This window comes from Streptococcus sp. FDAARGOS_256 (assembly GCF_002289235.2).
Lineage (GTDB): Bacteria > Bacillota > Bacilli > Lactobacillales > Streptococcaceae > Streptococcus.
Genome location: NZ_NTGM02000001.1, coordinates 13,210 through 28,972, shown reverse-complemented (window position 1 = coordinate 28,972; position 15,763 = coordinate 13,210). Strand labels below are relative to the sequence as shown.

Genomic DNA, 15,763 nt, shown 5'->3' with positions numbered 1-15,763 from the left:
CTCCATTCAAAAACCAAAAAAGCCACACAATGTGCGACCTTTTTAAGACCTCTCACAGACTTTGAAGGAATCGAACCCACGATAACAGTTTTGGAGACTGTTGTGTTACCGCTACACTAAAAGTCTAAAATAACGACATCAGAGACTAAACGAAAGATTAAGAGGAAATCACTGGCTTGTCCCTGATACCGTTACAAAAAAATTATTAAAGGAGACATCAGTCCGCTTGCCGTACTGCTGACAATACAATAATATCACTTTAAGATTATCATTTACTATCGTTACTATCAAAGATTTTAGAGAGTTTGACCAAAGACTTATCTCGTGCTCTCTGGATAGTAGCTGGACTGCAATTCAATCTTCTTTCTACTTGAGACCAAGATAGCCCATCAATGTAGAGCAGTCGCATTACAATATTCTCAATTGGCTCTTCTAACTCTTCAATCGCTCTAACAAGTTCCTCTTGCTCCTTATATTCCCTCTCAATTTCTTGATAGAGTTCAGCTATGCGATCAATAGCCTTGATGTTCATTTCTTCAGTGCGATTATCATTGTTCTGAGATTTCGGCATACTGTCAAAAGTCTGACCTTTCATAATACCAGACCTTAGATTGATAATTTCACAATGTAGAGATTGTATTTTAACATTCTTAAATTTTAGTTTCTTGAGTTCTTTCTCAATAGCTCTCTGCACCCTATCATCCCTCCCCTATCAAAACATTCATAGGCAAGTTGAAATAAGTCGCTACATCTTCAACGTTATACATATCAGGAGCGGATTTTAAATTCTCCCAATTTGAGATTGTTGCGATTGAGTAGCCTAACTTACTTCCTAACTCTCTCAAAGTAACCTTGTTATCAATCCTCTTTTGTTTTAGCATAAAAGCGAATAATTCACACTGTCTCTTTGTTAGAGGTTTTTCATAATCCATTTTCCATCTCCTCTATAAGCCAGTCTAAATTTTTTCTAGCTTTCTTCAGGTCTTCAAGACCATTCTTCTTCTGGAATCTTAACATATACTTAATAGCATTGCCCAAGCACCACGCTGCCTTACCTGGCAGATTGCCAATGAAGTTGTCAATCACTTCAATACTTTCAAGACCTTTTGAGCCTTGATAGTGTCTTGGTTTGTTTACGTTATCAATTTTTTCTGGTTTCATTCCTTCTCCTCCAAACTAACAGTTATAGCCTTTTTATCTTCTTTACAGATAAAAATAAGTGTTTCGCCTTTTTTCAAGTTTTTTAAATCCTTTTTTGTGAGTTTCACTTTATGGACTTCGTAGCTTTTGCCATCTATTTCAAGCATCAGGTAAATCCTCCTTAGATAAACAAACTAGCCAACCAAATTAAAAATGCACATGTAATGATTTTCGAAATACTGCTCTTCACAGCATACGAATAATCATACTCAGATTCTTTTTTGCTGGATAACACAGGCCAGATGAAAGATAGTAGTGCATCCATCCCTAATGCTTGCCAGACTGTAATTTTACCAACTGGGACAATCGTTGTGATGATTTCATTCCATCCATACTGAACCACGAACGGTGATGCAACGATTACAAATACAAACCCTAAAATAATTCCTAATTTTTTCATTTCAAATCCTCCTCCTTCACAAACACTCCATCAATCATTTTCCCTTTGCGGTCCTTGATGACTTCATAAGCTTCTTCTAAACAACTTTCAGCTGTAGTGCCATTGCAAAATGAAACCGTACTAACCACGCTATCAAGAAACATCAAATCAGACTTAATCAGAGGCATCTGTGTCTCATTGTGGCAGACATGAGCATATAGCTTCTGAGCGATATTGCCCAAACTTGAAACCATCAGTAGCAATTCAAGTTCCTGTTGATTGGCTGAAATCTGAGCACCATTCTTGATTTGTTGCTCAAGTCCAATCAATACGACCTGAATATCACCAAGCGCATCGTAAATCAGTTCAGATTTATCCTTTGCGATACCCTCAAACAATTCTCCTGACTCTTCCATGAGCTTCAAGAACTGCTTGACCGGATTTGCTTCATGTAAATTTCTATCAACAAACCATTGTTGAACCTTGTTTTCTAATTCTGTGTTGTTCATAACCTCACCTCATCTCCAACTTTCACCTTGTCATATAAATCTTTCGTTACTACGAAAATGCCGTAATCACGAATGGTAAGCGTGTATAGCTTGCCATGCCGTCCTTTTTCGACGACCTTACCAAATATCTCAGCGCCTTGATTATCAGCTTTATAGACAACCATCGGGCGCTTTTCTTCCAACTCTCGAATCCTGCCCATCTGCCAGATATTTAGCCCAGCTGATGCCAGAATCCATACTACTATGAATCGTTTCAATCTACGACCTCCTCAACTGTGAATTTAATTCGATGACTTCCGACATTGAAGAAATTCTCAATAGCAATTTTCTTATCACTCGAAACAATACTCATTGCACCTTGCATCACTTTTTTACCAAACAAAAATTGGTTTTCGTAAAATCGCTTTTCAATTTCATCTAATTTTTGATAAGGCGATATGTAGTTCTGCTCGGCTGCCATCTCTTCTTCAAATTTTTTCTTTTCTTCTTCTGGAGATAATGAATGATTATAAATTTCTGGAAAGTTGAGTTCTTTCAATTTTTCAAGACCTCTCATCATCTCTGCATAAGCATTTCTTTCTTTTGCATGTTTCTTGTAGTTGACAACGCCTGGTTGCTGACTTGCTAAGAATTTAATTTCAGCATTAGAAAGCTTGTACTTGATACACATCTGTGCATCTATCCAAAAAACATCTGCGTCACCTCGATGCCAATTAAAGTCATTTCTCTCTAAATCCAACAACAAGTCAACTACTTCTTGACCTCGTTGGCTTTCTAGCAGTTCATTGCCAACAGGCCTAGTCGCCATAACCTCAGCGATCCATTCTAGCCAAATAGTGTCTTCCATCACTCCACCTCCTCAATCTCAATCCCTGGGCAATCAAATACCCATCCGAAGTTGGCTTCTTCTAGTTCTTTACGGGTGTGGTGTACATAGACATACTCTGTGTCTTTTTTGTCTCCAAAAAACCAAATTTTTGTAGTATTACTTAAATTCAAGAAGCTCTCTCTATCTAGTATGTTTTTCATCTTCACCAAATACCGCTTCTCTTTCTCGACCTCGTAGCCGAATTGGTGCATATTGACGAGGGTTTGAAATGGTTTTGTGCCAGCGGTTAGAAACCACCTTTCAAACTCATTAAGTTTAGCACCGTCAAAAACAGATGGAATATTATAGGCGCATCGATACAAATTCCCTTCAAAACCATCCTTATTCTCTTCATACCAATCCGCCACAAACTGCTTTACTTTGACTTTATTCAATTCTTGCCGAATCTTATCAGCATTTTTCAATCGACTGCCAACCCATTCTCCCTCAACTTTACCTTGCTCGTAACCTTCACGCCATTTTGCACGACTGAAATCTTGCTCAAATTCACCCATGATAGCCTTCAGCCAAACTTCACGGTCATGCAATGGCAATTCTCGCAATCGTGCTAGTATATTCTTGACATAGCGTGGAGCTTCATCTGTTTGACCTGCTTCTGGTTCATCCTTGACATAAATCGCATCGTTTGGAGCAATAATTTGTTCGCCGTAGGCAAGTTTAACAACGCTCTCAACAAACCTGTCATCAAGCGCCTTTAAGCCAACTATCTTTCCTTTTATTAAAACCTCTGTTCCAACGGGGAACAAAATCCGTGGGACATCAATCAATTCCTGCTTATTCATCTTCCAGCTCCTTCAACTGCGCTTTCATTTTCTTTAATTTTTTCTTCAAAAACTCACGATGAGCAGTACGACCTTGTCCGACTCGTCTATCGCACGGCTTCGAATACTCCTCGATTTCCTTTTCCATTTTCTCGATTGACCGCTTCAACCCGTCAATCATTGTTTGTTTGTTGTATTTCATGGTTTATCCTATTCACCTCAACCTCTATCCGTGGATTTAGACTGTAGAACTTGCCTACATCATGTAGAGCTATCTGACCGTCGTCCTGGAATACGATCCCTGACATACTGTCATATAGCGCTTTTTCGTAGTTGTCAATGTCAGGCTTTTTGCCTACTGGAATGATTTCATCCAGGAGGGCCTGCTGGTTCTTCTTCGCCTTAGAAATGTACTGAGGAGGTTTGATATAAAATCTAACCTTTGCCCTCAAAGCTCCCTCAAGAATAGGCTTGCCCATGTACTGATTAGCAATGAGCAGCTGGCAATGATTGCGCCAGGCTTTCATCCCCTTATCTTCATAAGTCGTGGTAAAACTCCCACGCCTTGCAAATCTTGGCCGTGATTGAGGCTTAGGCTCAATGTTCAGGGTCAATTTCATCCAAGAGCCCCCTTAAATCCTGCCATCTCAAAGAGATTTTCTCTGTTTTCATTTACGAACTCAAAGAATTTCTTAACCTCTTGTAGTGTTTTGATGTTGCTCTTGACTCGTGTCAATGAGGTAAAAAATACATCATTTTTGGGAATTGCCTGAACTTTGCGCTTGTAGACTGGTTCAAAAAGATCACCATTCTCATCTAGTGTGGGTGCGGCGTCTTTGTTATCAAAGCTAATGCTCATATCATAGTTTAGGGTCGTAACGACCTCTATTTTTTGTTTCTCAATGATGATAGCAATACGTTCTGTCACATTGGTTTTACTTGCCATGTTCTTTCTCCTGTAAAAATTCATTGTAAACCTTAGTAAAAATCTCTATTACTAGGTTTTTGGGAATGTTTGACCGTTCGTTGTATGACTTAGAGAATTTTCCCCATTCAATTTCTTGCTTGATAATGTCATTTTTAAGACCTAAATCAAGATTACTAGCAAACTTTGTGGGTTTCTGCAAAGGGTAGTCATAATTGTTGTAGCGTGTGAGGTTGAGATGTGGGAGCTTGAAATCCATGACATCCTCAATATATTTCCACAAACGCCCACTTGCTGGGTTCTCTATGATGAAATATTTAGGGTTATACCGCTTGATGATCTCAATGGTATTGAAAGCACAAAGCTCCCCATTGACTCTCTTCATAAATTGACGGTCATACTGATAATTTATATAGGCTTTCTCGTAGTCAGAGGCGTTCCTGATTGTAAACATGCTAGGCTCCCTTTGTGGAGCAAAGAGGCTATCTGAGAGGTCTTCTTGTTTCCAGCAAGCGTTACCCTCGCACATAGCACTAGCATTACTCCAGCTTTCACATGGTGGGCTAGCTATTATCAAATCAGGCTTTGGCAACTTGTCAAGTTTGTCAAAAAGTGTGTTGTCTCCAAACAAGCGCCCATAGTCAGCAAGGTTCAAATTTATAAAATGATCGTTCTTGTTTTCTACATCTATTCCGATTGGATAGATGTCAATGTTCGCCCCCCCCGAACTATTCAGAGCTTTAACGCCTTTTGTATAGCTACCATTCCCACTGTCAAACAATGCCCAAACAGTCATTTTTTTGTCTGACATCAATACCTCCTAAAACGGTAAACCGTCAGCTGGGAGGTCAAATTGGTTAGGATCGGCAAAAGGTGAGTTATTTCCACTTTGGAAACTGTTGCCTTGCCCTTGTCCGTGCTGACTGTTGCGACTCTCTAGCAGAGCTACACTCTCAGCGACTACTTCGGTCACATATCGACGCTGACCGTCTTTCTCGTAAGACCTGACTTGTATGCGTCCAATGATCCCAATAAGTGAGCCCTTGCTGCAATACTGAGCAATGATGTCAGCTGTGCCTCGCCACGCTTGGAAATTGATAAAATCAGCCTCACGGTCTCCGTTCTCATTCTTGAAATTGCGATTGACCGCAAGTGTGCCCTGCAGGCTAGATACATTGTTAGGCGTTTTTCGTAGATCAGGAGGCGCTACAAGCCTCCCAACCAATGTGACATTATTGATCATCCGTTTTGTCCTCTCTAGCGCTACGCTCTCCCAAGAGATAGCCTAAAAACATCCATAGGATAGCCATCCCAATCTCTTTGATAAAATCATTCATTTTCTTTCCTCTCCTTTCCTGGATTGTGCCACCATTTCATCAGCTCATCCTGATTGTCTTTGATATATCGTTCAAATTCCTCAAATTGTAGAATAGCCCATCTTAATCTGTGCATATCCTCTCCAGCTTTTGAGCAAAAGCCACAAATTTTGAATACTGGCTCAAGATTATTGATAATTTCCAAGACTTGTCCATCAAGGTTCCATACATCATCTTGCTCTATCTTGAAATCTAAAATAAACTCATCTCCTAAGTCATGGATGACTTGCAATCTCTTTCCGTCTGAATAGATTGAAATGCTATCTGATACTTTTTTAATCTCCATTTTTACCACCCATTCTGCTCATTGAGCTCCTCCTGTGTCAAAGGTTCAATACGTTGATAACCGCTGACTTGATAGTTTTCCTTAAATTTAAACCCTGCTTGTTCAAGAGTAGCCTTGAAACGGTCTTTTTCGGCTGTATCTACAAAATACACCTCTAAAGTCATTTTTTGGGTATATCGTTTTAGGTCGTTTTCAGCCCCTCTAAGAGAGTTCTGCTCATTTTGAGGGATTTGCTCACTATCCAAAATTTCGCCTGTTTCTGGGTCAAAATTTGGGGTTTCCGTTGATTTTGGAGCCTGTTCTTGCTGTTTGGCTTGTTGAGCTGCTAAAAGTTCCTGATTTTCTCGCTCTGCTCGTTCTTGAGCCTGTCTGGTTTCTTCCTTTTGCTTTTCAAATTCATAGTCAGCTTTTATTTGTTCAAAGACCTCAGCAAGGGTCAAATCTCTTAACATTCTGATGTATGGAGAGTCAGTCATCCCATACTCAGCACAGAGGCCTGAGATAGCTGATTTTGATTTCTCAAGCTCTTGCTGTTTCTGAAATTCAAATGTGACCATGTCATCAAGGCTTTTCATGGTAGCTTTTTTGAGGGTCATCCCATCTGCCATGAAATCACTAGCCTTGATGTACTCTGTAGCCTTTTCATCAAAGGCTCTAGGGTCTATCATGTACTCAGCTGACTTGTTTGAGATGTAAGCCTTAACTGTGTCTAGTCTGACCATTTTTTGATGGTTTTCAAACTCTTTGACATCTACATCAATCTTATTGATGATGTCTTTGAGTGGCTGGATGGCTTTTTTGATGTACTTGTCAAACTCATCAGCAGGCTCAGAAAGTAGTTTCTTGTTTCTGATACGCTCATCAGAGACTTGCTTGTCTAGTTTTCGTAAATTAGCAAGTACTTGCTTGTCATCCTTGATGGTTGCAGCTGTTACCGTGTAATTTTGGTACTTGGCCACAACATCATTGATATTCTGCTCAAATTTCTCACGGTCAATGATTTCAACCTGTGCCTGTGTTACTTTTACCTGTAATTCTTGCATGTTGTCCTCCTAGTATTCTAGTTCACCGTCTAGCAATTCACCCTGTATTGGCTCCTCAGCTTGAGCAGGTTCAGGATCTGCATGATTTGCCTCTTGCTCTTTGTTGAATTGCTCAATCTCAGTCATCTTGCGTGCTACAACATCCTCACGGCTTTCTTGAGGAGTTACATCGATAGGTGCTGCTTGCTCCATTTCCTCGCTAGTGTAGAGTCCGCCTACATCTTCTGAGAATGAATCACGAACCGCTGCAACGATAGCGACTTTTTCAATCATTTGCCCTGGAGCTTTCTGCCACCAGTTCTTGCCAGTGTTATATGCTGACAACTCTACTTCACGATAGACTGGTCTTGTTCGGTCTTTGCGATAGACCTCACACCAGCCACCGATTAGAGTGCTATTTTTTGGCAATATAACGCCTTTTTTGTTTTTCAATTCTCCGCTTGCATCTTCGTAGATGATCCCGCTTTCAAATCCATCATAATTTGGATTTTGTTCGGCTCGTTTCATGAAGGCGTCCTTTGAAACAACGATTTGAGCGGGATTGTTACCGTATTTAATAAAATAAACTTCTTTTGTGAACGGGTTTAAATTACGATTTTTAACAATTGCTAACAATGTCTGCAATTCCTGCGGGCTTGCTTGATGTTTTGGGTCAACGAAATTTCTCAAAGTTGCTCCGTCAAGTTTCTGTAAATCTGTTAAATATGCTCCTTTTGTTTGCGCTAGTTCGTTTGTCATTTCTTTCTTCCTTTCGTTCTCTTTAAATTCCAATTTTCACGCTTCAAGCGTCTGTTTGCGTTTTGCAATTTCAAAATAATATTTTGTTGCTCGTTGATAATTTTCCCAAGTTCTCGGCCAAGATGGATATAGTCAGACCGCCAATTGTCGATTTCTGCGTGTAATTCTTCAATCATGCTCTAACTTCCAATACTTATCTAAATCCACGGCCATGACGATGGACAAGTTCTTCTGCTCGGTCAGAATCTGTCTGCGATACGGTGCTAGACCTGCCTGCCTTTCTTCTTCATTTCGAGGAAGATAGTATCCGTTCGGTTTAAATTTCTTGGCAACTATCGGATGTTTGAAGTTCACTCGCAGGCTTTCAATCACTTGCTCAAGCATACGCTTTGACAGACCTGTTTCTTTTCGGATGTCCAATGCCGTGATAGGCTCTTCAAAACTGGCTCGGTTAATAATCAAATTCAAGACCTCTGTCTCAGTTTTGTTCATTTCTCTACTGATCATGTGTGCTCCTTTCGCTTTTAAACTTCATCACCTACATATCGATACTGACCGCATCCAATATATACGAACTGGCTTGGGTCGAGTTCTTCCCTGGGTTCGGGCGGTTGCATTATGTCTCTGTCGTAATCAAACATGAGCATACACCTTCCCTAGTTCCAGGACTCGCTTCACATATCGAACTTTAGATGTCAAACCGAGATCCAGCAATTCGTTTTTTTCTTCATTGTTGGCCAAAAGCCACACACGGTTTTCAAGTTCAATTCTGTTCATCTTCCTGCTCCACCTCTTCAGCTTTCACTTTGACATCTAGACGTTTCATGGCTTCTTCTACTGACTTGCCGTCCAAGATGTCCTTGAGTACGTGGCTTACATCATGGATTGCTTGAGCCTTCGCCTTGCTTCTTTCAGTCTCTGGCATCAAGCCCATATCTTGTAGAGCTAGAAACGCAAGACTGAAAGCATGCATTTCTTTCTGAAGTTGTTTGATTTTTTTGATTGCTTTTAGTGCTTTAAACATATTGTTCTCCTTTTTCCTTTATTCTCCGACTTTCCAAATTCGACAACGGGATTCCACTCCAGAAGAAGTCTTGTCTTGAAATTCCCAGTCATTGCCATAAACTCCCGCAGCTTCATACGAAGCTGATTTCAAATAAGCAATAGCTTCTTCCTTAGTCTCGAAAACAGTAGCCGAATAATCTTGCTTGCCAATTGGCAAAAAGTCACGTCCAATCATACTGAAATCCTCGTTTCCAGTTTCAGTATTCTTGACATGGATTGATATAATGTACATCTACATTTCTCCTTGCAGTCTAGCCTTGATATCAAAGTTTTCTTTGTACTTGTAGGCAGCAAGCTCCTGCTTCAAATTGTAGTTTTCTTGCTCGAAAGCAAAGCGACGTTTGCGCTCTTCGAGAAGGTCTTCGTTAAGTTCGACTGCGACTACTCTCCAGTCAAGGCTTACTTCATGGATGATTCCCTCAAGACCGAGTTTTAATTTAGTAAGTAATTTAATTAAGCTACCTCTTCCTCTTTGTCGAGCATTTCGTTTGCAATTCCGTTCCAAATATCATAGAAACGATGATTTTTTGGGATAATAATTGGTTCATCTGGTTCTAATTTTCGACCGTAAGCATATACTGTGACTTTCATTTTGACCCCTTTCGTGGTATAATTTCCTTGAATAATTTTGTCATGCGCCTGATTGCCGTCAGGTGCTTTTTATTTGTATGTCGTGTAGACACTTCCATTTGTCGCATAATACGTCAGCTCGTTCATCTTATTTGTGAATCGCTCGTCTGTCGTGATCATCAACCGTTCTTTAAGCAGAGTCGATAGTCCGTAAAATCGGCTCTCGAACTGCTCAATGGCTCGCTTACGTTCCTCAGTAGTCACTTGCTGACAAGGAGCGTCTTGAAGCTGTGTCTTTGCTGAATTTAAAGGCATTCGTCTTCATGTTTCCTTTCGTTATTCTATCTACGAGACTTTGCTCGTAAAGTTCTTTGAGGTGCTTGCCCTCAAAATTAGTTGTGATAATTGTATTCGTCCTGTTCTCAAGTATTTGATACAGGATTTTTTGCATCCAGTTGTTGCCTTGTCTGATTTCATTCCCGACACTCGACTCTTTGCCGAGGTCGTCCAAAACCAAGAAGTCGACACCTTGCAGGAACTTCACGACAGAGCGCTGTTCCCATTTTGAGTCCTTGTATTGAAAAGCCTCTTGCATCCGAGAGAATAACTCCATGGACGGCATATAGACGACCGACTTGCGGACTTGGAGCATTTGAAAGCTCTCGTTTAAGGTCTTAGCTATCCCGACGGCCAGATGGCTCTTGCCAACTCCAGGCGGTCCAGAGATAATCGTATTTCCTTCATATCGCTCTTTCACATAGTCAGCCGTTACACGCTTAGCGAAATTGACTGCTTCAGCATCCTGCTCTGTATGGATTTCAAAATTCCCAACAGTCGCATTTTTCAAATCGTTTGGGATGATGCTCTCTTTCATAAATAGAGAGTAGGATCTTGTATCTCTGATTTGAGCTTCAGCAATGGCTAACTGCTCGCTTGCGTTCTGGTCGATGATCTCTTGAACACATTCAGGACAATAGGTCAGGGTTCTGTGAGTGCAAGGATTGACTGACTGCCACATATAGACCCCTTCATGTTTGGGGCATTGTTGCTTCAACGTCTCAACCTGCAAGGCTCTTTCTTGCAATTCTTTGCTTGATACTACTTGCATGCGCACCCCCTAGAATCCAAGCCGTGGATCAAATCCATCATCTGACAATCTCAAGCGACCGTTTGACTTACTGCTTGACCGAGCAGGATTCTGCCTATTCTCGACCAGTTCAGCAGTAACAAGGCCTTTCTGCTTCCAGTCCCTCAAGATGCTACTTAGATACTTGAAATAAGGCTTACCGTTGCCGACACACTCCTTGATAGCTAACTTGATAACCTCTTTACTATGGTCTTGCAAGAATACTTTCAAGTCCTCGATTTCAAACGGTGTTGGGTATCGTCCAAACTCTGACAAAATCCAATCATGAACAATTCCCAAATCATTTTGTGGTGGGGTGTCCTCTACACTATATAAAGAGTTAGCACCAGCACCCTCTGGCTCACTCAGTCTTGATATATTAGTCTTGATATTATCAGTCTTGATTGACTGTAATTTTTCCAGTTCTTGACCTGTAATTTTTCCAGTTCCAGACTGTAATTTTTCCAGTTCTTGACCTGTAATTTTTCCAGTTCCAGAAATATATAATCTGTTAGGCTTATTTACACCTTGCTGAACTTCCCTAAGCAATCCAATATCTTGCAAATCTCTCTTTGCCTTAATTACTGTTTTTTCATCACAATTAAGTAAATTCATGAACTGTTTATTTGTGAAGTAGACGAATACGTCTCCATTTTTATCATGCCATTTATTTTGAATAGACAATGTACGTCTATCAAAAATCAACATATACACGACTTTCGCTCTCAGGCTCAAACGCTTATATTCTTCATCTAGCAACCATTGAGGAAATTGGTAAAAAGCATTGTTTTTGACTTCGCTTATTTTCAACCATTCTTTCTCCTTTCTATTTTTCTCAATCTCTTTCTGCTATAATGTAAGCAGAAAGGAGGTAAAGCCATGAGTGATTATCAGTTGGAAGCTTCTTTGATCGTCCTTGGCAAAGAGTACGAAAGAGCCAAGAAAGATGGTAAAGAAAGCTTCAGTATGCATGTCTCTTTCTTTGATGGTTTAGACACTAACTATCATCTTCAAGAGTTTGCAAAACTATATCCCGTAAGGATTGCCCGTCTGAAGTCTGACCAAATAACTTTTCTAATAGATTGACTTCATCTAATGGGAACGGATTGTTATCTATCCTGTCGTTGAAAGTCAATAACACTTCACAATCTTTGTTTTCAAAGTGATTGATAAATTCCACTCTCTCCACTCCGTCGATAAACATTCCATCGACGAAAACTGCGGGGTGGTTTTTTCGTGCAGTTAATAACACATCGTGTTCTGACGTCTTGACTGAAACAACATTTTTATCTTGCATATCGCTTTACTCCTTGAACGAATTTTCGTTCACTTGGTGAAAAAATTAAGCAGTGTCACCTGCTGAAGTGAAAAGGTATTTTAGCTCGTATTCTGGAAAGAATTTCTCCTGAACTAACACAGCTTCTTGAAAAGTGAAAGGGTACTTCCCTTTTAGCTTGTCGCTAACAGTTTGTGATCTTACACAAAGATAGTCAGCGATATCTACAATAGAGATGCCCTTTTCCTTTCGTGCCTCGTCAATATTCAACATACGCAACTCCTTTCTAAACGAATTTTCGTTTATTAGATTTTAAAATTAAGCTCGTTGATGAGCTTGATTATATAATAAACTTTTTTTCGTTCATTGTCAACAAAAAAATGGCAAATTTTTAATTTTATTTTTCTTTACAAACGAATTTTCGTGTGATATAATGTAAAAAAAGGAGAAATAGCTATGACAGAACAGGAATTAAGAGAACTCATAGAGCTGAAATATGGGAGTGTTCGGCAGATGGCATTAAAAGTCAATATGCCAGCTTCTACCATAAATTCCATTCTCAATAGGGGGATTTTAAAATCTAATGTTGATAATATTTTTAAAATCTGCTCAGCGCTTGGGATTCGCCCTGAAACATTGGCTGATGGAGTTGATTTTCATAAACCGGAAACTGAAGAACCCGAAATCCTAACCATCTATAACCAACTAGAAGAACCTAGACAAGAGAAGGTCCTCGACTTTGCCAATGCTCAACTTGATGAGCAGGAAAGTTCTAAGGTTGCTTCGATCTTTGAAAAAGTAAGCAATGAAGATTATATCATTGACTATGTAGAGGGATTGGTTGCAGCAGGACGTGGAACGTTTCAGGAAGATAATCTACACATGGAAGTGAAGCTCAGAGCTGAAGATGTGCCAGAGGAATATGATACAATAGCTAAGGTGGCAGGCGACTCAATGGAGCCACTCATAGAAGATAATGACTTATTATTTATCAGAGTAGCTAGTCAAATTGATATCAACTCAATCGGCATCTTCCAAGTGAATGGCAAGAACTTCGTCAAAAAACTTAAAAGAGATTATGACGGATCCTGGTACTTACAAAGTCTGAATAGTGGATACGAAGAAATCCACTTGTCAGAAAATGACGACATCCGAACAATCGGAGAGGTCGTTGATATTTATAAGGTTTAAAAAATTTAGCGGAATTAAGAAAGGAATATAAAATAATGGCTAAAATCATCAAAGTAACTGGAACAGAGGTTACTATTGCACATAACAAGGAGTATATCAAACTCAATCCATCAGAGTTGAATTTTGTCCCGCAATTAGGAGATGAGGTTGAAGTTCACAAAGTCGACGAAGAAATTATCGTCATGAAAAAAGACAATAAGAAGGATGATAAAATCAATATTAGTATTGTGAACGAAAACAATGCCGTTCAGAATCAGTCGCAAGTCGTTAATACTCAGCAGACTGCTTACGGATTACATTATGTAAATAAATGGGTTTATGTCTTGTTAGCTATATTCTTCGGTGGATTAGGTGCACACCATTTTTATGCTGGTTATAACAGTAAAGGAATTTTTTACTTGCTTCTATTCGTAACTGGTATTTCTATCATTCTTGGATTCTTCCAAGGAGTCCTAGCTTTGTTCAAGACACCTGACGCGAACGGAAAAATTATGGTTTAAATTAAAAAAGCCTCACGCTCTCAAAGTTTGGCGACTCCGAGCGTGAGGCTTACGACAAGAAAGGATTTTCATGGAGATAACCTCGCATGATGTCTTTTCTTGTACCTATTTTATCAAAAAAGGGGTACAAATTCAATGAAAACAACGAATAAAGTGGCTATATATGTCAGGGTTTCAACTTCTTATCAAGCTGAAGAAGGTTACTCAATTGATGAACAGAAAGATAAATTGGAAGCCTACTGCAAAATCAAAGACTGGAAAATCTACGATGTTTACGTTGACGGTGGATTTTCTGGTTCAAACACAAAAAGACCTGAACTGGAGCGCTTGATTGACGATACAAAAAGAAAAAGATTTGATATTGTGCTAGTCTATAAGTTGGATAGGTTAAGCCGAAGCCAGAAAGATACACTTTTTTTAATCGAAGATGTATTTTTGAAAAATGACGTTGCTTTTATCAGCTTGCAAGAAAATTTTGATACTTCAACGCCTTTCGGTAAAGCTTCAATCGGTATGCTTTCAGTATTCGCCCAGCTTGAGCGTGAGCAGATAAAAGAACGTATGATTTTAGGTAAAGAAGGACGTGCTAAAAAAGGGAAAGCAATGTCATGGACGACAATTCCATTCGGATATGACTACTCAAAAGAAACTGGCATCTTATCGGTCAATCCAACTCAAGCGCTCATTGTCAACCGTATCTTCACGGAATACTTAAATGGTAAGTCAGTAGTCAAGGTCATCAGAGACTTAAATGCTGAAGGTCACGTTGGACGAAAAAGACCCTGGGGCGAAACGATAACAAAATATCTACTCAAAAATGAAACATATCTCGGTATCGTGAAATATAGAGGGCGAAAATACGAGGGGCAGCATGAACCGATTATCTCTCAAGAATTATTTGACCTTGTGCAATTAGAGCTTCAAAAAAGGCAAATAGACGCTTTGAAAAGGAATAACAATCCAAGGCCATTCCAAGCGAAGTACATGCTTTCAGGTTTGCTAAAATGCGGATATTGTGGTGGTTCATTAGGTTTATACGTTACTTCTAAAAATCGAAAAGGGAAAGCGTATCAACGCTATCAATGTAGACATAGGTTTGATAAAGACAAGTCAAAAAGATGTAACTCAAAATGGTATGATAAGCAAGAATTGGAAGAGAAGGTCATTGAAAGACTATCAAAAATCAAACTCGAACCGAAGTATCGTAAAGAAATGCTTACAAAGAATGATGAAACTATGAAAGTCGAAGAAATAAAAGAGCAACTGAAAAAACTAAACAATAGACTTGATAAGTTGACCGAATTATATTTGGACGAGATCATAACACGAAAAGAACTTGATACAAAAAACGAAAAAATAAAAATCGAAAAAGCATTTTTAGAAGAACAACTAGAAACCAGGAAGAAGAACACGATCGACATAAGACAACGAAAACTTGCCCGACTTTTGAAAGATTTCAACCCCGAAAAATTAAGCTATGAAGATGTTTCAAAAATTGTAAAATCTGTCGTAAATGAAATAGTTGTCACGAAAGACGAAATGGCGATAACGCTAGACTTTTAAGGGTTTAGCGCTATTTTTGTATTTTAGTCAAATTGATAATGATTAGTTAGAGCAAAATACATAAAAAATGATTTTTACAGTCACGTACCTTCTCGTTCCATCTCATACATCCTTACCGAATGCAACACCAGATCACGATACTTCCAAGTTGATACCAGGTACTCAATCACTTCCTGGTCCTCTATCTTGCATTCCATGAATAATAACAGCTTGACCCTGTATTCATTCTTTAAAATTGGCACCTGGTAAGTCACATCTACCCAATGCTCAAAACCTAATTCTGTCTGCTCTATGCTCGCAAGTTCAATCTTCAAAATGTTCATGTTTTCTTCCTCCTACTTATCTATTCGTAAAAAAAGAAAAAAC

The 15,763-nt window shown here is 39.3% G+C and carries 32 protein-coding genes and 1 tRNA gene; 3 read left to right on the top strand and 30 right to left on the bottom strand.

Annotation, left to right across the window (positions count from 1 at the left end):
* Nucleotides 1–55: 55 nt before the first annotated feature.
* The 29 genes from A6J84_RS00245 to A6J84_RS00115 form a co-directional block, all read right to left on the bottom strand.
* Nucleotides 56–126, bottom strand: a tRNA-Trp gene (locus A6J84_RS00245).
* Between the two features lie 142 nt (nucleotides 127–268).
* Nucleotides 269–694: a DUF1492 domain-containing protein gene (locus A6J84_RS00240; protein ID WP_095725802.1), complete on the bottom strand. Its 426-nt coding sequence runs from the start codon at nucleotides 692–694 to the stop codon at nucleotides 269–271.
* A gap of 4 nt (nucleotides 695–698) precedes the next feature.
* Entirely contained in the window at nucleotides 699–932 is a 234-nt protein-coding gene (locus A6J84_RS00235) for a helix-turn-helix domain-containing protein (protein ID WP_095725801.1), read from the bottom strand.
* Nucleotides 922–1,161: a DUF3310 domain-containing protein gene (locus A6J84_RS00230; protein WP_095725800.1), complete on the bottom strand. Its 240-nt coding sequence runs from the start codon at nucleotides 1,159–1,161 to the stop codon at nucleotides 922–924. Before A6J84_RS00230 ends, A6J84_RS00235 begins: the two co-directional genes overlap by 11 nt.
* The gene (locus A6J84_RS10115; protein WP_181897269.1) at nucleotides 1,158–1,307 is read right to left on the bottom strand and encodes a hypothetical protein; all 150 of its coding nucleotides are present in this window, start codon (nucleotides 1,305–1,307) and stop codon (nucleotides 1,158–1,160) included. The genes A6J84_RS00230 and A6J84_RS10115 overlap by 4 nt, the downstream gene beginning before the upstream one ends.
* Nucleotides 1,308–1,321: 14 nt before the next feature.
* Nucleotides 1,322–1,600, bottom strand: coding sequence for a hypothetical protein (locus A6J84_RS00225; protein ID WP_095725799.1), 279 nt, complete (start codon nucleotides 1,598–1,600; stop codon nucleotides 1,322–1,324).
* Nucleotides 1,597–2,088, bottom strand: coding sequence for a MazG-like family protein (locus tag A6J84_RS00220; protein ID WP_095725798.1), 492 nt, complete (start codon nucleotides 2,086–2,088; stop codon nucleotides 1,597–1,599). The genes A6J84_RS00225 and A6J84_RS00220 overlap by 4 nt, the downstream gene beginning before the upstream one ends.
* Nucleotides 2,085–2,345 carry a DUF1372 family protein gene (locus A6J84_RS00215; RefSeq protein ID WP_095725797.1) on the bottom strand — a complete coding sequence of 87 codons (261 nt, stop codon included), beginning with the start codon at nucleotides 2,343–2,345 and terminating at the stop codon, nucleotides 2,085–2,087. The genes A6J84_RS00220 and A6J84_RS00215 overlap by 4 nt, the downstream gene beginning before the upstream one ends.
* Entirely contained in the window at nucleotides 2,342–2,935 is a 594-nt protein-coding gene (locus A6J84_RS00210) for a hypothetical protein (RefSeq protein WP_095725796.1), read from the bottom strand. The genes A6J84_RS00215 and A6J84_RS00210 overlap by 4 nt, the downstream gene beginning before the upstream one ends.
* Nucleotides 2,935–3,759 (bottom strand): DUF1642 domain-containing protein, encoded by an 825-nt coding sequence (locus A6J84_RS00205; protein ID WP_095725795.1) that lies wholly within the window; start codon nucleotides 3,757–3,759, stop codon nucleotides 2,935–2,937. The genes A6J84_RS00210 and A6J84_RS00205 overlap by 1 nt, the downstream gene beginning before the upstream one ends.
* Nucleotides 3,752–3,940, bottom strand: a complete 189-nt coding sequence (locus tag A6J84_RS00200) for a hypothetical protein (protein WP_095725794.1) — start codon at nucleotides 3,938–3,940, stop codon at nucleotides 3,752–3,754. Before A6J84_RS00200 ends, A6J84_RS00205 begins: the two co-directional genes overlap by 8 nt.
* Nucleotides 3,912–4,358, bottom strand: coding sequence for a RusA family crossover junction endodeoxyribonuclease (locus A6J84_RS00195; protein ID WP_095725793.1), 447 nt, complete (start codon nucleotides 4,356–4,358; stop codon nucleotides 3,912–3,914). The genes A6J84_RS00200 and A6J84_RS00195 overlap by 29 nt, the downstream gene beginning before the upstream one ends.
* A complete protein-coding gene (locus A6J84_RS00190) occupies nucleotides 4,355–4,684 on the bottom strand; it encodes a hypothetical protein (RefSeq protein WP_095725792.1) in 330 nt (109 codons plus the stop codon). Before A6J84_RS00190 ends, A6J84_RS00195 begins: the two co-directional genes overlap by 4 nt.
* Complete coding sequence (locus A6J84_RS00185; RefSeq protein WP_095725791.1) at nucleotides 4,674–5,474, bottom strand: DNA methyltransferase; 801 nt, start codon at nucleotides 5,472–5,474, stop codon at nucleotides 4,674–4,676. The genes A6J84_RS00190 and A6J84_RS00185 overlap by 11 nt, the downstream gene beginning before the upstream one ends.
* 9 nt (nucleotides 5,475–5,483) lie before the next feature.
* Nucleotides 5,484–5,906: a single-stranded DNA-binding protein gene (gene ssb, locus A6J84_RS00180; protein ID WP_095725790.1), complete on the bottom strand. Its 423-nt coding sequence runs from the start codon at nucleotides 5,904–5,906 to the stop codon at nucleotides 5,484–5,486.
* An 86-nt stretch (nucleotides 5,907–5,992) separates the two neighbouring features.
* A complete protein-coding gene (locus tag A6J84_RS00175) occupies nucleotides 5,993–6,325 on the bottom strand; it encodes a hypothetical protein (protein ID WP_095725789.1) in 333 nt (110 codons plus the stop codon).
* Between the two features lie 2 nt (nucleotides 6,326–6,327).
* Nucleotides 6,328–7,368, bottom strand: a complete 1,041-nt coding sequence (locus tag A6J84_RS00170; protein WP_095725788.1) for a DUF1351 domain-containing protein — start codon at nucleotides 7,366–7,368, stop codon at nucleotides 6,328–6,330.
* A 9-nt stretch (nucleotides 7,369–7,377) separates the two neighbouring features.
* Nucleotides 7,378–8,106, bottom strand: a complete 729-nt coding sequence (gene bet, locus A6J84_RS00165; protein ID WP_095725787.1) for a phage recombination protein Bet — start codon at nucleotides 8,104–8,106, stop codon at nucleotides 7,378–7,380.
* Nucleotides 8,103–8,282, bottom strand: coding sequence for a hypothetical protein (locus A6J84_RS00160; protein WP_095725786.1), 180 nt, complete (start codon nucleotides 8,280–8,282; stop codon nucleotides 8,103–8,105). Before A6J84_RS00160 ends, bet begins: the two co-directional genes overlap by 4 nt.
* On the bottom strand, nucleotides 8,275–8,613 hold the full coding sequence (locus tag A6J84_RS00155) for a hypothetical protein (RefSeq protein WP_095725785.1): 339 nt from the start codon (nucleotides 8,611–8,613) through the stop codon (nucleotides 8,275–8,277). The genes A6J84_RS00160 and A6J84_RS00155 overlap by 8 nt, the downstream gene beginning before the upstream one ends.
* Nucleotides 8,614–8,739: 126 nt before the next feature.
* The gene (locus A6J84_RS10110; protein WP_192831372.1) at nucleotides 8,740–8,883 is read right to left on the bottom strand and encodes a hypothetical protein; all 144 of its coding nucleotides are present in this window, start codon (nucleotides 8,881–8,883) and stop codon (nucleotides 8,740–8,742) included.
* Nucleotides 8,870–9,130 (bottom strand): hypothetical protein, encoded by a 261-nt coding sequence (locus A6J84_RS00150; protein ID WP_095725784.1) that lies wholly within the window; start codon nucleotides 9,128–9,130, stop codon nucleotides 8,870–8,872. Before A6J84_RS00150 ends, A6J84_RS10110 begins: the two co-directional genes overlap by 14 nt.
* A gap of 18 nt (nucleotides 9,131–9,148) precedes the next feature.
* Entirely contained in the window at nucleotides 9,149–9,403 is a 255-nt protein-coding gene (locus tag A6J84_RS00145; RefSeq protein WP_084856294.1) for a hypothetical protein, read from the bottom strand.
* Nucleotides 9,404–9,625 (bottom strand): hypothetical protein, encoded by a 222-nt coding sequence (locus A6J84_RS00140; protein WP_095726471.1) that lies wholly within the window; start codon nucleotides 9,623–9,625, stop codon nucleotides 9,404–9,406.
* The gene (locus A6J84_RS10105) at nucleotides 9,625–9,762 is read right to left on the bottom strand and encodes a hypothetical protein (protein WP_095725783.1); all 138 of its coding nucleotides are present in this window, start codon (nucleotides 9,760–9,762) and stop codon (nucleotides 9,625–9,627) included. Before A6J84_RS10105 ends, A6J84_RS00140 begins: the two co-directional genes overlap by 1 nt.
* A gap of 232 nt (nucleotides 9,763–9,994) precedes the next feature.
* Complete coding sequence (locus A6J84_RS00135; protein WP_095725782.1) at nucleotides 9,995–10,849, bottom strand: ATP-binding protein; 855 nt, start codon at nucleotides 10,847–10,849, stop codon at nucleotides 9,995–9,997.
* A 9-nt stretch (nucleotides 10,850–10,858) separates the two neighbouring features.
* Entirely contained in the window at nucleotides 10,859–11,677 is an 819-nt protein-coding gene (locus A6J84_RS00130; protein WP_095725781.1) for a replication initiator protein A, read from the bottom strand.
* A 187-nt stretch (nucleotides 11,678–11,864) separates the two neighbouring features.
* Nucleotides 11,865–12,164, bottom strand: a complete 300-nt coding sequence (locus tag A6J84_RS00120; RefSeq protein WP_095725779.1) for a hypothetical protein — start codon at nucleotides 12,162–12,164, stop codon at nucleotides 11,865–11,867.
* 45 nt (nucleotides 12,165–12,209) lie between these two features.
* Nucleotides 12,210–12,416 carry a helix-turn-helix domain-containing protein gene (locus A6J84_RS00115; RefSeq protein ID WP_095725778.1) on the bottom strand — a complete coding sequence of 69 codons (207 nt, stop codon included), beginning with the start codon at nucleotides 12,414–12,416 and terminating at the stop codon, nucleotides 12,210–12,212.
* A 183-nt stretch (nucleotides 12,417–12,599) separates the two neighbouring features.
* Here A6J84_RS00115 and A6J84_RS00110 point away from each other — a divergent pair, with 183 nt between their 5' ends.
* From A6J84_RS00110 to A6J84_RS00100, 3 genes are all read left to right on the top strand, one after another.
* Nucleotides 12,600–13,334: an XRE family transcriptional regulator gene (locus A6J84_RS00110; protein ID WP_095725777.1), complete on the top strand. Its 735-nt coding sequence runs from the start codon at nucleotides 12,600–12,602 to the stop codon at nucleotides 13,332–13,334.
* A gap of 35 nt (nucleotides 13,335–13,369) precedes the next feature.
* Nucleotides 13,370–13,834, top strand: a complete 465-nt coding sequence (locus A6J84_RS00105; protein ID WP_095725776.1) for a TM2 domain-containing protein — start codon at nucleotides 13,370–13,372, stop codon at nucleotides 13,832–13,834.
* A 135-nt stretch (nucleotides 13,835–13,969) separates the two neighbouring features.
* Nucleotides 13,970–15,397, top strand: a complete 1,428-nt coding sequence (locus A6J84_RS00100) for a recombinase family protein (RefSeq protein WP_095725775.1) — start codon at nucleotides 13,970–13,972, stop codon at nucleotides 15,395–15,397.
* A gap of 80 nt (nucleotides 15,398–15,477) precedes the next feature.
* Here the strand turns inward: A6J84_RS00100 and A6J84_RS00095 are convergent, their stop codons facing one another.
* Nucleotides 15,478–15,720 (bottom strand): hypothetical protein, encoded by a 243-nt coding sequence (locus A6J84_RS00095; protein WP_095725774.1) that lies wholly within the window; start codon nucleotides 15,718–15,720, stop codon nucleotides 15,478–15,480.
* Nucleotides 15,721–15,763 lie beyond the last annotated feature (43 nt).

Bases quoted from the DNA above. Each gene is read 5' to 3' on its own strand.
- A6J84_RS00235 (WP_095725801.1), bottom strand. From the start codon at position 932: ATGGATTATGAAAAACCTCTAACAAAGAGACAGTGTGAATTATTCGCT.
- A6J84_RS00230 (WP_095725800.1), bottom strand. From the start codon at position 1,161: ATGAAACCAGAAAAAATTGATAACGTAAACAAACCAAGACACTATCAA.
- A6J84_RS10115 (WP_181897269.1), bottom strand. From the start codon at position 1,307: ATGCTTGAAATAGATGGCAAAAGCTACGAAGTCCATAAAGTGAAACTC.
- A6J84_RS00225 (WP_095725799.1), bottom strand. From the start codon at position 1,600: ATGAAAAAATTAGGAATTATTTTAGGGTTTGTATTTGTAATCGTTGCA.
- A6J84_RS00220 (WP_095725798.1), bottom strand. From the start codon at position 2,088: ATGAACAACACAGAATTAGAAAACAAGGTTCAACAATGGTTTGTTGAT.
- A6J84_RS00210 (WP_095725796.1), bottom strand. From the start codon at position 2,935: ATGGAAGACACTATTTGGCTAGAATGGATCGCTGAGGTTATGGCGACT.
- A6J84_RS00205 (WP_095725795.1), bottom strand. From the start codon at position 3,759: ATGAATAAGCAGGAATTGATTGATGTCCCACGGATTTTGTTCCCCGTT.
- A6J84_RS00200 (WP_095725794.1), bottom strand. From the start codon at position 3,940: ATGAAATACAACAAACAAACAATGATTGACGGGTTGAAGCGGTCAATC.
- A6J84_RS00195 (WP_095725793.1), bottom strand. From the start codon at position 4,358: ATGAAATTGACCCTGAACATTGAGCCTAAGCCTCAATCACGGCCAAGA.
- A6J84_RS00190 (WP_095725792.1), bottom strand. From the start codon at position 4,684: ATGGCAAGTAAAACCAATGTGACAGAACGTATTGCTATCATCATTGAG.
- A6J84_RS00185 (WP_095725791.1), bottom strand. From the start codon at position 5,474: ATGTCAGACAAAAAAATGACTGTTTGGGCATTGTTTGACAGTGGGAAT.
- ssb (WP_095725790.1), bottom strand. From the start codon at position 5,906: ATGATCAATAATGTCACATTGGTTGGGAGGCTTGTAGCGCCTCCTGAT.
- A6J84_RS00175 (WP_095725789.1), bottom strand. From the start codon at position 6,325: ATGGAGATTAAAAAAGTATCAGATAGCATTTCAATCTATTCAGACGGA.
- A6J84_RS00170 (WP_095725788.1), bottom strand. From the start codon at position 7,368: ATGCAAGAATTACAGGTAAAAGTAACACAGGCACAGGTTGAAATCATT.
- bet (WP_095725787.1), bottom strand. From the start codon at position 8,106: ATGACAAACGAACTAGCGCAAACAAAAGGAGCATATTTAACAGATTTA.
- A6J84_RS00160 (WP_095725786.1), bottom strand. From the start codon at position 8,282: ATGATTGAAGAATTACACGCAGAAATCGACAATTGGCGGTCTGACTAT.
- A6J84_RS00155 (WP_095725785.1), bottom strand. From the start codon at position 8,613: ATGATCAGTAGAGAAATGAACAAAACTGAGACAGAGGTCTTGAATTTG.
- A6J84_RS10110 (WP_192831372.1), bottom strand. From the start codon at position 8,883: ATGAACAGAATTGAACTTGAAAACCGTGTGTGGCTTTTGGCCAACAAT.
- A6J84_RS00150 (WP_095725784.1), bottom strand. From the start codon at position 9,130: ATGTTTAAAGCACTAAAAGCAATCAAAAAAATCAAACAACTTCAGAAA.
- A6J84_RS00145 (WP_084856294.1), bottom strand. From the start codon at position 9,403: ATGTACATTATATCAATCCATGTCAAGAATACTGAAACTGGAAACGAG.
- A6J84_RS10105 (WP_095725783.1), bottom strand. From the start codon at position 9,762: ATGAAAGTCACAGTATATGCTTACGGTCGAAAATTAGAACCAGATGAA.
- A6J84_RS00135 (WP_095725782.1), bottom strand. From the start codon at position 10,849: ATGCAAGTAGTATCAAGCAAAGAATTGCAAGAAAGAGCCTTGCAGGTT.
- A6J84_RS00120 (WP_095725779.1), bottom strand. From the start codon at position 12,164: ATGCAAGATAAAAATGTTGTTTCAGTCAAGACGTCAGAACACGATGTG.
- A6J84_RS00115 (WP_095725778.1), bottom strand. From the start codon at position 12,416: ATGTTGAATATTGACGAGGCACGAAAGGAAAAGGGCATCTCTATTGTA.
- A6J84_RS00110 (WP_095725777.1), top strand. From the start codon at position 12,600: ATGACAGAACAGGAATTAAGAGAACTCATAGAGCTGAAATATGGGAGT.
- A6J84_RS00105 (WP_095725776.1), top strand. From the start codon at position 13,370: ATGGCTAAAATCATCAAAGTAACTGGAACAGAGGTTACTATTGCACAT.
- A6J84_RS00100 (WP_095725775.1), top strand. From the start codon at position 13,970: ATGAAAACAACGAATAAAGTGGCTATATATGTCAGGGTTTCAACTTCT.
- A6J84_RS00095 (WP_095725774.1), bottom strand. From the start codon at position 15,720: ATGAACATTTTGAAGATTGAACTTGCGAGCATAGAGCAGACAGAATTA.